The 12,726-nt window shown below is 42.8% G+C and carries 16 protein-coding genes; 5 read left to right on the top strand and 11 right to left on the bottom strand.

The features are described 5' to 3' along the window. The first annotated feature begins 1 nt into the window (after position 1). From rsxG to ACYFDN_RS20765, 4 genes are all read left to right on the top strand, one after another. Positions 2-616, top strand: a complete 615-nt coding sequence (gene rsxG, locus ACYFDN_RS20780) for an electron transport complex subunit RsxG (protein WP_338626358.1) — start codon at positions 2-4, stop codon at positions 614-616. Continuing rightward, a complete protein-coding gene (locus tag ACYFDN_RS20775; RefSeq protein ID WP_483512561.1) occupies positions 613-1,299 on the top strand; it encodes an electron transport complex subunit E in 687 nt (228 codons plus the stop codon). The genes rsxG and ACYFDN_RS20775 overlap by 4 nt, the downstream gene beginning before the upstream one ends. Positions 1,300-1,308: 9 nt before the next feature. Then, positions 1,309-1,575, top strand: a complete 267-nt coding sequence (locus ACYFDN_RS20770; RefSeq protein ID WP_483512560.1) for an RnfH family protein — start codon at positions 1,309-1,311, stop codon at positions 1,573-1,575. A gap of 237 nt (positions 1,576-1,812) precedes the next feature. Next, positions 1,813-2,352: a flavodoxin gene (locus tag ACYFDN_RS20765; protein WP_016401533.1), complete on the top strand. Its 540-nt coding sequence runs from the start codon at positions 1,813-1,815 to the stop codon at positions 2,350-2,352. A 51-nt stretch (positions 2,353-2,403) separates the two neighbouring features. On the opposite strand, the gene ACYFDN_RS20760 is transcribed toward ACYFDN_RS20765, so the two are convergent. From ACYFDN_RS20760 to ACYFDN_RS20730, 7 genes are all read right to left on the bottom strand, one after another. Beyond that, positions 2,404-2,586, bottom strand: coding sequence for a hypothetical protein (locus ACYFDN_RS20760; RefSeq protein WP_483512559.1), 183 nt, complete (start codon positions 2,584-2,586; stop codon positions 2,404-2,406). A gap of 101 nt (positions 2,587-2,687) precedes the next feature. Next, positions 2,688-3,095, bottom strand: coding sequence for a DUF3465 domain-containing protein (locus tag ACYFDN_RS20755; RefSeq protein ID WP_483512558.1), 408 nt, complete (start codon positions 3,093-3,095; stop codon positions 2,688-2,690). A gap of 395 nt (positions 3,096-3,490) precedes the next feature. Next, a complete protein-coding gene (gene eutC / locus ACYFDN_RS20750; RefSeq protein ID WP_483512557.1) occupies positions 3,491-4,375 on the bottom strand; it encodes an ethanolamine ammonia-lyase subunit EutC in 885 nt (294 codons plus the stop codon). Beyond that, on the bottom strand, positions 4,372-5,775 hold the full coding sequence (locus ACYFDN_RS20745) for an ethanolamine ammonia-lyase subunit EutB (protein ID WP_483512556.1): 1,404 nt from the start codon (positions 5,773-5,775) through the stop codon (positions 4,372-4,374). Before ACYFDN_RS20745 ends, eutC begins: the two co-directional genes overlap by 4 nt. 66 nt (positions 5,776-5,841) lie before the next feature. After that, positions 5,842-6,882: a TRAP transporter substrate-binding protein gene (locus ACYFDN_RS20740; RefSeq protein ID WP_152784836.1), complete on the bottom strand. Its 1,041-nt coding sequence runs from the start codon at positions 6,880-6,882 to the stop codon at positions 5,842-5,844. 87 nt (positions 6,883-6,969) lie between these two features. Beyond that, on the bottom strand, positions 6,970-8,292 hold the full coding sequence (locus ACYFDN_RS20735; protein WP_483512555.1) for a TRAP transporter large permease: 1,323 nt from the start codon (positions 8,290-8,292) through the stop codon (positions 6,970-6,972). Continuing rightward, positions 8,289-8,798: a TRAP transporter small permease subunit gene (locus tag ACYFDN_RS20730; protein WP_483512554.1), complete on the bottom strand. Its 510-nt coding sequence runs from the start codon at positions 8,796-8,798 to the stop codon at positions 8,289-8,291. Before ACYFDN_RS20730 ends, ACYFDN_RS20735 begins: the two co-directional genes overlap by 4 nt. A 406-nt stretch (positions 8,799-9,204) precedes the next feature. Here ACYFDN_RS20730 and ACYFDN_RS20725 point away from each other — a divergent pair, with 406 nt between their 5' ends. Then, positions 9,205-10,164 (top strand): helix-turn-helix domain-containing protein, encoded by a 960-nt coding sequence (locus ACYFDN_RS20725; RefSeq protein ID WP_483512553.1) that lies wholly within the window; start codon positions 9,205-9,207, stop codon positions 10,162-10,164. A 66-nt stretch (positions 10,165-10,230) separates the two neighbouring features. Here the strand turns inward: ACYFDN_RS20725 and ACYFDN_RS20720 are convergent, their stop codons facing one another. From ACYFDN_RS20720 to ACYFDN_RS20705, 4 genes are all read right to left on the bottom strand, one after another. Continuing rightward, positions 10,231-11,148, bottom strand: a complete 918-nt coding sequence (locus ACYFDN_RS20720; RefSeq protein ID WP_483512552.1) for a hypothetical protein — start codon at positions 11,146-11,148, stop codon at positions 10,231-10,233. 98 nt (positions 11,149-11,246) lie between these two features. Beyond that, entirely contained in the window at positions 11,247-11,648 is a 402-nt protein-coding gene (locus tag ACYFDN_RS20715; RefSeq protein ID WP_483512551.1) for a hypothetical protein, read from the bottom strand. A gap of 113 nt (positions 11,649-11,761) precedes the next feature. Then, the gene (locus ACYFDN_RS20710) at positions 11,762-12,115 is read right to left on the bottom strand and encodes a hypothetical protein (protein WP_483512604.1); all 354 of its coding nucleotides are present in this window, start codon (positions 12,113-12,115) and stop codon (positions 11,762-11,764) included. 31 nt (positions 12,116-12,146) lie between these two features. Further along, entirely contained in the window at positions 12,147-12,572 is a 426-nt protein-coding gene (locus tag ACYFDN_RS20705; protein ID WP_483512550.1) for a hypothetical protein, read from the bottom strand. Positions 12,573-12,726 lie beyond the last annotated feature (154 nt).

Here is a 12,726-nt window from a genome sequence, read left to right as displayed (position 1 = left end):
CATGACCTTACCTTGCGTTGAAAAACATATTAACAGCAGTATCTACCAATCTATTTCGTTAGCCGTTGCTGTGGGCCTCTCTAGCGCACTGTTGTTGGGTTTAAACACAATTACAGCGCCAGTAATCGCCCAACGTGTAAACGAAGACAAGCTGGCGGCTATTGATTTAGTCATGCCAAGTTCTTACTACCAAAATGCCTTGTTGGCTACCGAGCACCCTTTTGAAGTTGAGCAGCGAAACTACACCGTTTACAACGCGCTAGACCAACAAGGCCAAACCAGCGGCTACGTAGTGCAAGTTACAGCTAAAGGCTACGCTGGCCCAATTAACTTACTAGTTGGTGTAGACGCATCTCTCGCTATCTTAGGCGTTCGTGTATTAAGCCATAGCGAAACTCCCGGTCTTGGCGACAAAATTGAAGTAGCCAAACATCCTTGGATTTTAAGTTTTAACCAAAAAAGCCTGAGTAATACTTCAAAAAAGGCATGGGCAGTAAAAAAAGACGGTGGAGAGTTTGATCAATTTACCGGCGCTACCATTACGCCACGCGCAGTAGTAAACGCAGTGCATCAAGCTTTAAAGGATTTAGAGTTAAAACAGGGAGAGAAGGCATGAACAATTACAAAAACATCATTGCTGACGGTTTATGGAATAACAATGTGGTACTTGGCCAGTGTTTAGCTCTTTGTCCGTTGTTGGCGGTAACGTCTAGCGCGACCAACGGTTTAGGCCTTGGCTTAGCAAGTTTGGTGGTGGTGGTAATGGCAAACTTGATCAGCGCCCTAAGCAAAAACTATGTTAGCCGTGCGGTGCGCATCCCAATAAACATATTGATGATAGCCACCTTGGTTACCATTACTGATATGTTATTGAACGCTTGGGTTCATCCCCTACATAAAGTATTAGGCCTTTTTATTCCGCTTATTGTCACCAACTGCGCCATTTTGGGCCGAGTAGAATCCTTCGCCAGCAAACAGGCTCCAGTACCTGCAATAATAGATGGTTTCGCAATGGGCATTGGTTTTACCTGGGTATTGGTGTTTTTAGGTGGTGTACGGGAGATTATTGGCTCAGGCACCTTGTTTGCCGACGCCCACATATTGTTGGGCCCCGCTTTCAAAGCAATAGAGTTCACGATAATCCCCGATTACCGAGGCCTGCTGTTAGTAATTTTACCGCCTGGTGGATTTTTAGTTCTTGGTGGATTGCTTAGCCTGCATAGGCTCATCCAGCAAAAACTAGAAAACAGAGCGAAACCAGCAGCGGTTTGCTCAGCCAAAGTTAGCGTTCAGCAATAGGGGGTTACTATGTTAGTGAGTATTGCCTACGCCACTCCTCAGCAGCAACTTTGCATTAATGTAGAAGTGGTAGAAGAAAGCAGCGTGATTAACGCCTTGCATCAATCAGGCATCTTAGATTTATGTACGGAAATACAACTGGATAAACAAAAAGTGGGAATATTCGGCAAATTTGTAACCTTAGAAAGTCAGCTGGTTGCAGGAGACCGAATAGAAGTTTATCGGCCTATCACATGGAAGCCCCCAATAGAAAAAGATGAAGACGATGATGATTAAGCAACAGACCAGAGCCTAGTTCTAAATCAAATAAGCAATAAGCTAACAACTTATTGCTTATTTGCATCTATTCATCCGCTCGCTTCGTCTTAAAACAAACAATCTTCAACAATAGCTCTGTTGTATTTATAACAAAAACAATAAGCACTAATCATAAGTCATTGTAATTGCGTAATATAATTAGTGGATTACATCTTGCAGTAAGCTATATAAGCCAGCTATTTAAGGAGTACTATCATGGCAGATGTAGGAATCTTTTTTGGGACAGACACCGGAACAACACGAAAAATTGCTAAGCAAATTCATCAGCAATTAGGCGCTGATCTTAGCGACAAACCGCTTAATATTAATCGCGTTGATATCGACACCCTAAGCAGTTACAAAATGTTAATCCTAGGCACCCCAACTTTAGGCGAAGGCCAACTACCCGGTCTAGCCGCAGACTGCCAAGCCGAAAGCTGGGACGAGTTTTTACCGCAATTAGAAGTTGCAGATTTCTCCGGCATAAAAGTCGCGTTGTTTGGTTTAGGCGACCAAGTAAACTACGCTAGCGAGTTTGTAGATGGATTAGGTGAGCTTTACGACGCCATCGCAGAAACCGGCGCAGATCTCGTTGGCGAATGGCCAGCAGAGGGCTACGAGTTTGATGATTCATCAGCCTTGTTAGACAACGGTAAATTTGCAGGGCTAGTGCTAGATAACGACAACCAGAGTGAGTTACATGCAGAACGAATGGCTGGTTGGCTAGAGCAGATAAAAGCAGAGTTTGGCGTTTAACCACTTACCTTCTTATAAAAAAGAGCGCTTAAGCGCTCTTTGTTTATTGCCTTATTGAAACTCTTCACCCTTATTATCTAAGGTTTTGCAGCCACATTGTTGGCATACTATGTAGCGGTCTAACAAATCTAAAGAGGCGCCAACCGCACTTGCAGTACCACCAAAAAAGCCTTCCATAAACGCTTTAAGCTGTTCAGTTTTGCTAGTGCCATATTTAGACGGTTTTTGCTTCATTAACTCTTTGTGAGCGGTCTCTTCACCTCACTTTTTACAATACTGCTTAAACATACAACACTTCCTTGTTTAATAATAATCAGTTCTCTATGCCAGTGGTCTTAATCGTATTGCACACCGCGATGCTTTAACCAACCGTCTATGTGGCGACCAGCGGGATCATGATGAGTCCAATGAATCACTCCACCCTTATTGTTCCATTCGTACTCACCGAAAAACTCTACCTTATCCCCTACTCTTAAGTTTTTGAGGCGCGGGGCTAAATCGATATTGTGAGCAACCAACAGGGTTTGGCCATTGTTTAACTTAAGAATAAATCGTTGATGGCGTGAGCCCTGTTCGTCATCCGCTAATACTCTTACAACGTAACCTGAGCTATTAACCTGCAAATCACTGACTTTGTTCTTAAAAGCTGAGGCGATTTGCTGCTCACCACTTGCTAGTGCAAATAAACTAAAACACGCTAAGCTCAACAGCACTGCGAATTGATATAAAGGTTTAAAAGACATAGAGAATCTGTTCCTAAATAAGCTAAAACACTTAGTTAATAATTAATATTATCAATATAACTTATGAAGTTCATCAAATAACAATCACTAAATGCTAGAAATTGGCTGACTAAGCCTTAGGATTAACTAGGGTATGTTGATCTTTGGAGTTGAAATTTTGTTCGAGATAAGCGGGCTTTAATCGCGGTAAGCACTTAGAAGCCTAGTGGGCTAAGCAATAAGGGCTTAACAAGGAGTAAAGTTCGCTTATCCGAACCTTTCAGGCAGCATTTCTTAGCCATTTATTCAGCGTTAGCGAGTAATTATTAAGCCCACTTAACTGCACACTCACTGCCTTGCCTAAATGGCTAATAAATCGCTGCAAAAACCATCAGCAAAGATCAACAGGCCCTACATTATTTATCTTTGGCAGCCGACACTAGAAATTGGCTTTTGGGGCTAGATTCGAGATTTGAACTGTCTTCAACCACCAATGAACGGTCTTTTAAACCTATGCCTGTACATTTAGTTTTCATTGACTCGGTTAATAGATAAAAGGCTTTATGGCTGGCTTCTTCATAACAAAGGCCTTCTGGGCGTATGTTAGAAATGCAGTTTCTGCTTGAATCTTTAGCGCCGCGTTTAGGGTTCCAAGTAATATAAATACCCATGCTGTCAGGCGATGTAAGACCAGGACGTTCGCCAATTAAAATTAGGGTAATTTTAGCCTTTAGGCACTCACCTACATCATCTCCTACCGCCACGCGCCCCTGTGTAACAATGGTTAAAGGCGCTAAAGACCAAGAGTATTTATCATCCTTAGTTAACTTGGTCACCAAACTTTCTATCACCGGCGCAGCATGGCGTTGAATAGCGGTTGAAGAAAGCCCATCGGCTACAACAATAGCTAAGTCATACTCTTGACTACTTTTCTCTCGATGCTTTAGCAAACTTTGCCACGAGACTTCGCAGAGTTGGCGGCCAAGATCGGGGCGCTGTAGATAGGTCATTCGATCATTAGCTTTGCTGCTTACTACCATGGGAGCATGTTTTGTATACGTTTGAATAATTGATGAAGCTTGTAGTTTCTCTATAAGACTTTCTACAGCTAAGGCCTTATGCACTGCGTCTATCGCGCGTGCATGGTCTAGTTGAAAAGGTAGCAGCTGCTGCGTAGGAATACTGGTTCCAGCACGTCCAAGCGCAATACGCGCCGACGTAAACTGCTTTAAAGCCTGCCAAGGATTTTCGGTGACTAAACCAATAGCCTTGTTGCTTGATTTTGTAGAAGGCTTACTCATAGTTCATTTTTCTCAACTAAGGAGATAGGCGAGCTAAATGCTTGGGCAAGATTTTGATTTAGTTTTACTTTCTCTACGTCATTAAATATATCCATGTTACTCAACCAAGTCTCAAACTCTGGCGCAGGTTTTAAGCCGAGCACTTTGCGAGCATAAAGCGCATCATGAAAGGAGGTTGTTTGATAATTAAGCATGATATCGTCAGAACCAGGAATGCCCATAATAAACGAGCAACCAGCCACCCCGAGCAAGGTAAGCAAATTGTCCATGTCATTTTGATCGGCATAAGCATGGTTGGTGTAGCAAATGTCACAGCCCATCGGTAGGCCAAGCAACTTGCCACAAAAATGATCTTCTAAACCTGCACGAATTATTTGTTTACCATCAAACAGATATTCAGGGCCAATAAAGCCTACAACCGTATTAACCAAAAACGGATCGAAGTGGCGTGCTACCGCATAAGCCCTGGCTTCGCAGGTTTGCTGATCAACCCCAAAATAGGCATCTGCCGATAGCGACGTTCCCTGACCAGTTTCAAAATACATTACGTTGTTGCCAACGGTTCCTCGCTTTAACGACAATGCGGCCTCTTGGGCTTCTTGTAGCACATTGAGATTCACACCAAAGGTGTCATTGGTGCCTTGCGTTCCGCCAATGGATTGAAAAACCAAATCAACAGGCGCGCCTTTCTCAATGGTTTCGATGGTGTTTGTCACATGAGTCAATACACAAGACTGGGTTGGAATTTGGTAATGCTGAATCACTTCGTCTAAAAAGTTTAGGAGCTTGATAGTTTGCGGGACATTATCAGTGGCTGGGTTAATGCCTATTACGGCGTCACCATTGCCATACATTAAGCCATCAAAAATTGTCGCGGCAATGCCATCTAAAGAGTCTGTTGGGTGATTTGGCTGTAAACGAGTAGATAGCCGATTTTCTAATCCAACAGTGTTACGAAACGCCGTGATTACACGACACTTCTTCGCTACCAAGATTAAATCTTGGTTACGCATTATCTTGCACACTGCAGCAACCATTTCGGGGCTAAGCCCAGGCCGGAGCGCCGCTAATGCTTCGGCGTCGGCTTCGTCACTTAATAACCAATTGCGAAAATCCCCAACGGTCATATGCGAGATGGGTGCAAATGCCACGCTATCGTGGCTATCAATAATTAGTCGGGTAATCTCGTCAGTTTCATAGGGAACCAGCACTTCGTTTAGAAAGGTTTTTAAAGGCAAGTTAGCTAATGTCATTTGCGCTACAACACGCTGCTCGGCAGTTTCTGCACTCACACCCGCAAGAATATCGCCCGAGCGCTCTGGGGTAGCCTTTGCCATTAGCTCGGCTAGTGAGCCAAAGTTGTATACGGTGTCCCCTTGTTGCCAGCGATACGCTGCCATAGCTATACCTTTCGTTGTACTTAAAATAGCAGCAACAACGACTTACGCCGTTGCTGCTGTGGTTTGTTAGCTGTAGCGGTAAGGCCTACCTGCTTTTTCCATGTCAGCGTTGTATTTCTTAAAGATTTCTACAATCTTAGCCTTAGTTGGCGATTCTTTGGCGATTTCATCCCAGAATACATGTGCCTCTGCTTCAACCGTAGCCCATTCTTCATCAGGAATGGAAGTTAGCTTCATATCACTACCCTCGACTCGCAGTTTAGCTTCGCCACCCCAGTACCACCATTGACGGTAATAATGTGATGTATCTAAACATAGCCCTAGAAGCTCTTTAAGGTGATCAGGTAATGCATTGTAGCGATCCATATTGGCAAAGAATGAACCAATCCAAGCACCAGAAATATTGTTTGTTAAGAAGTAATCGGTAACCTTAGACCAACCCACGGTGTAGTCTTCGGTAATGCCCGACCAAGCAATACCGTCTAGTTCGCCGGTTTGCAGAGCCACCTCAACATCTTCCCAAGGAATAGACACCGGCACCACACCAAACTTAGCTAAGAAGCGACCGGCAGTTGGGAAGGTAAATACTCTTAACCCTTTAAGATCTTTAAGGCTAGTAATGGGCTTTTTAGTGGCAAAATGACAAGGATCCCAAGCACCTGCAGAAATGTGCTTAACACCTACTTTGGCGTACTCTTCTTTCCAAATTTTGTCTAAACCATATTGATTAAACAATACAGGCACATCCAGTGAATAACGGCTACCAAATGGGAAGTAACCACCAAAGGTGGTTACTTCTGTAGGCGAAGCCATAGAGTCATCATCAGATTGAACCGCATCAATGATGCCTTTTTGCATGGCGCGAAATAGCTCGCCCGTTGGCACCAGTTGGTCTGCAAAATAGAGCTCAATTTGCATTTCTTCACCGGCAATACGGTTAAAGGCTTCAATGGCCGGCTTTATTACATGCTCAGCTAAAGCTGGACCTGCATAGGTTTGCATACGCCATTTAATCTTCGGGCTAGCGGCAAAAGTTTTGGCCGGAGCCAACATGGTACCCGCGGTAAGTGCAACAGCACTTGTTAAAAACTTACGTCTTGAGTTCATTGTTATCCCTCCAGTGGATTATTGCTAGCAGACCCTTGCCCGCCTTAAGGTAAATATTGGTTAATAAGCTTATGAATAAATTACGTTTTACTTGCCATATACATAATCAGGAAGCCATAAAGCTAAACTTGGAAAAACCATCACTAGGATTAATGCAAAAACCATAATGCCGACAAATGGAACTACCGAACCGTAAATGTCACGCAGGCTAATTTGCGGCGGAGCCATAGCCCGCATTAAAAAGAGGTTGTAGCCAAAAGGCGGCGTCATATAGGCAATTTGGGAGGTCACGGTATAGAGAACGCCGTACCAAATAAGGTCAAAACCTAGTGCATTAACCAGAGGCACATATAACGGCGCAACAATCACCAACATAGCGGTGTCGTCTAAAAAGGTACCCATCACCAAAAATGACAACTGCATTAAAATAAGAATCGCCCAAGGCCCAAGCCCAAGCTGCTCGGTAAACAAATGTTCAATGGATTTTACTGCGCCCAAGCCATCAAATATGGCCCCAAAACCAAGGGCAGCAAGAATGATCCACATAAACATACAAGAGATAGCCAAGGTGCTGCGCACAGAGTTCTCAAATACCTGTTTGGTCATTCGCCTTTTTAAAATAGCGGCCAAGAACGCTGCCATTGCACCAATAGCCGAGCTTTCTACTAAGCTTGTCCAGCCGTTAACAAAAGGAATCATCATTGAGGCAAAGATGCCAAGGGGTAACAGCCCTGCCCTAAGTAGCCTTAGTTTTTCGGCCATGGGCACTTTACGTTCTTCTTCGCTTAACACTGGGCCTAAGCTTGGGTTAATCCGACAACGTACTGCAATATAGATAATGAACAGTGTTGCCATCACCAAACCTGGAATAATACCGGCTAGCCACAGCTGACCTACTGGCTGGCGCGCGATCATTGCATAGAGCACTAATACCACCGAGGGAGGCACCAATATGCCTAAAGACGAGCCGGCCTGAATAACCCCGGTGACCATTTTTTTGTCGTAGTTACGCTTTAACAGCTCTGGCAGTGCAATGGTGGCACCTATCGCCATCCCTGCCACCGACAAGCCATTCATTGCCGATACCAGCACCATAAGCCCAATAGTGCCAATGGCCAATCCACCGGGCATTGGCCCCATCCAAACATGAAACATTTTGTAAAGGTCGTCGGCAATTTTTGATTCCGACAGCACATAGCCCATGAAAATAAACATTGGCAGCGTAAGCATCGGATACCAATTCATTAGCTTCATGCTGGCAGTAAACGGAATTTCTGCGCCGCCAGTACCCCAAAGTAATATGGCGGCAATTGAGGCTACCGCGCCTATTGCAGCAAATACACGTTGACCCGTTGCCATTAGCAACATCATCAACGAGAACATCATTGTTGCTATCATGCCGTAACTCATTTGATCTGAACTCCTCGAATAACTGCAATATCTTTAATAAATTGGGAAATAGCCTGCAAAATCATCATCATAAAACCGGTGCACATTAGTGCTTTAATAGGCCACAACAATGGGCGCCAAGCAGAGCGAGTTCGTTGGCTATATTCAAGGGAGTAAAGTGTGCTTTCTAAGCCACCGTATAGCAGTACGATTAAATAGAAAATCAAGAAGAAGATGGTGAATGCATCAACCCAAGCGCGTTTTTTAATTGACCAATTCCCGTAAAATAAGTCCATGCGCACATTGGCATTTAGCTGCATCGCATAAGCGCCACCAATAATGTAGTAAGCAACCATCATGAATTGCGCAGACTCTAAGGTCCAAAGAGACGGCATAAAGAAAGTTTTTGATACCGATGACCACATAAGCACGCCAACAATCAAAAATATCCCATACATCATCAAGCGACCAACTCTTCGATTGAACGCATCAACATATTTGACATAGGCAATAATAAAACTCGGCATTAACTTTCCTTTTTATACGAACACATGGGTAAAACCTTTTTCCCATTTACAGCTGTTAGTTCTTAAAGCAGTACAACTGGCTATTTTTTACTCACACCTAGGGTCCAAATATTCCAGCTATACATCGAAGAACACTTGCAAGAATTGGCCTTGTGATTCCCTGCTAGTCAAAGATTAACTAGCCATATTGTTGCCCGTATTTATTAACAAATAGGGCAATATATTCTTAACATTTTAACTGGACCAGTTTTTGCTGCTTCTTGCATCAACAACTATAAGTAAGGTTTAGCAATAGCTATTCCGATTAACTATCAATAATTGGCAAGATTAAATTTATATATAAAACAATAAGATAACAGGCATATCGCCCTAAATTGGTTCAGAGCTTGAATCGAGGAAGATAAATATGGTGACAAATACGCAAACAAACGGTGACTCATTGTTGTGCACAATTCACTCTAATGATGCAAATCATCAAGCGGCAAACTTAGTTAACTGGCAGCAAGAGTTTGATCAACTAAGCCAAGGTCGCTTTGTTGGCCAAATAAATGAAATTAACTTCTCGAATATTCATGTATTTCGCGAAGACACAAACCAAGAGCTAAGGCAGCAATGCCGTGTCGAAAAAGGAGGATTATGGATAGGTTTTAGTAGCAATCTAAAAACTTGTCGTATTAACAACCAAACTACCCGCCATAGTCAGTTTTTATGCCGACCAGGTAGCCTAGACTTCGAATTGCTCACGCCCGAACACTTTTCTATTTATGGCTTGGTATTGCACAAAAGTTTATTCAGCCAATTAGAAGAACAACAAGATGACCCGATTATTAGCCAAAGTTTTGATAGCCTATGGTTAGATAATATCCCCGCCAATACCTTACAAACCTTTCAGCTATACCTATCACAACTGCTACAAACAGAAGGCAGTCGCTGGAGCAGCAACACCCAAGCGCTTATTTTAGAAGACGCGGTGCTTAACCTGCTTAGCCAAGCACAAAAACCCGCTGTAGTTAGCCACCCTGCGTTAGATCAACGCCAGCGCATTATGCAACGGGTTAAAACCTACCTTACAGAATCTCGTCTTAAAAATCCTATTACCGTTAGCGAGCTATGTGCTGCAGTGCATGTTAGTCGCCGTACCCTGCAATATACCTTTAGCCAGTGCTGCGATATGACACCAAAACAATACATTCAGATAATTCGGCTAAACCAAGTTAGGCGAGCATTACTAAATAGCCAGCATCAACAAACCATTGCCGAAGTGGCATTTGATTATGGCTTTTTTCATTTAGGACAATTTTGCCGGGATTACAAACGACTGTTTTGCGAAACACCCAGTGAAACCAGACGACGAGAGTTTGCCTAACCTTGTGTTGTTCGAAATAACAAGCGCAGGCGTTATTCCTGCTTTAAATTCGAAGGAGCTTGCAAGCTACCAAAGTGGCATTTGGCTTATTGCATCACTTTGAACAAAGGTCCCGACAAATTGCTCTACGGTTTCTTCACCATTGGCATAGAGTACATATAGATTGTAAGTAAGCTCGCCTTCACCGTCGCCTTGGGTGGCATCACTCACTATCGGTTGAACTTGTAGCGTAGCTGTGGAACTTAGCTCGATTAAAACCGGCGAATCAAAAACTAGCTCAGAGACTGGATTTAAGTGATTTAAATTTATCGTTTGCTGGTTGTTGGCAGCATTTAATGGTGATCCTCCGTCGCTTGCCTCACCGCCTGTCGAATATAAGTTTTTGGCTCTAAAACCGTAAACAGTTACTAAGTCTTGCCCTTGGTTTTTAAACAGCATGTTAAGTTTAGGCGGTTCAATCAATCCCGATATATAACTAATCGCGGCGCTATGCCACAGATAATCAGGCGTGGTGTCATCAAACTCAGCGTACTTCGAGATTTTTGGATCTCGTAGCATTTTAGTTTTTATAGATTCTGGTATTTGACTAGCACGCCAAGGGGACTCAGCGTTTTGATTATTTGGGTATAACCACTCAAGGTTAGCGCTATCGCGTTGCCAGAAAACTTGATGAACAGCTAGGCCTTTCGCGTTCACAATATAAGGTGTGCTCGAGTAAACCCACATGGATGCATCTTCTTGGTAACCCAAGTTTCTGTTGTTGTATTCTCGTAAAGGCTCCCATAAATCGTCTACTGTTAAGCCTTTAAGCTTCCATGTCCCAAATTCTGAGCTAACTTGATCGTCGGGTGAAATATAGACACTGTTTAGCACCAAATTGCTTGGTGCCTCTATTGAAGGAGTTACAGTGGAAGAACACCCCAAACTCAGCCAGAACACTGCCGCAAACATAGCAGCTAGAAAACCCTTAATGGTTAGATTCATCCTATCCTCTCAAATTGTAAACCTAAGAACTAACTAGAAGTAAATGGTCTACTTAACTGGCGGTAAATGAGTAAAAACCGGCAAGCAGTGGTTCTACATTATTGAATATATTCAACTAATTGGCCATGAGATAATAAGTAAAGTTCTGGGTATGGTGCTAAACCATGATCTTTCAACAACTGATTTACATCCCTGTAGGTGCGTACTATCTGTTTCTGATCTAGCTTGGCCACTTCAACAATGTTTTGTTTAAATACCGGGTCTGTTTTTATGGGCAAATAGTCTAGATAGAAACGATCGCAAGCTTTGAGATTCTCAGAAAATAATCTCGCAGTAAGGCATTGTTCAAAATCCTCGATGGCTTGGCTATCTGCTTCTTGTTGAGCTGTTATAGGACCGAAGCTAGCAAAATAAAATAGTAACCCCGCAGCTAACAAAGCGGTACTGCTTATAGCGAGCCAAGTCTTCTTATCGCTTAAAATACTCAATGCCTCTTGCATGTCTCTATTGTTTATTAACCCCGCAGTGCCAGTCGGGTTGATTTGTAGTGGTCAAGTTAAATTGGCCACGGTTTTGTATTCAAGCCAATAGCGTTGCTCTGACTCATTTGGTGTTAGACCGCCGTTATATTGATGCGGCCTGATTTGGCTGTAATAAGCACAAAGATGATTGCCCACTCGCTATCTTGAATTGCCTCTCGAAAATCAACCAGCAAAAATGTTAGTGGGGCTACGATTACTACAGCTACCCCCAAGTATGGGATCATACTTAAAAACACCTTTATGAGCCCAGACGATACTTTTGCAATAAACAAAAGAACGTTGACATAAAAAAATACAGCAATGCAAGTTGCAACCATCCCCACTAAAACTGTTTTTAATACTTCAATGATCATATTTTCACATAACGCCGCCATAAGCGGCGCAAAAGGCTTGGCTAAACTTAGCGAAGAAGGAGCGCAAGCCAAGCTTTTTGCGTCCTTATGCTTGATGGCTTTGTTATGTGTTGCCTACAAGCTCTAATAAAAATTCTGATATTTCTTGGCGTAACTCTAAATTACTACATTTAAGTGCGTTTTCATTTGCTATAGAAGCCCAATTAATTGCTGCACTGTTGTTGTTTAATTCAAGATAACGCTCTGCGAGAGCTAATTGTGACGATGCTAAAAATTCGACTAAGTTTAGTTTTTTAGCAACTTCAATTGCAACTGAATAAATACGAATTGCCTGTTCAGCACTTTTTGTATAGTCAGCTAATGTTTCCCATTGAAATGGATGATCTTTATTTGAGCCTTTGTTTGTTTCACATATTGCGTTTAATTGTTGATAAGTATCCCAATAGTTTTTAGTTAAACCTGCTCCTGAAGAGTTGACCAATTCACAAGCTAAATCTAAAACTGAATTATAAATTGTCTGATCAATCATAAAGACACATAACGCCTCAATAACGCGACCAAACCCGAAGTGTTTTTCGGTGATAGTATGTCGCTTGCAGTAGCGCCCAAAAACACACAGGAGTATGGGGCGCTTTTGATTGGCCTGTTATAAGGCTATTCAAATGGGAGTTCTACTGTATACG

The organism is Agarivorans sp. D1326 (genome assembly GCF_056958115.1).
Note: the sequence above shows the minus strand (reverse complement) of the source record. Positions and strands in the feature narration are given on the sequence as shown.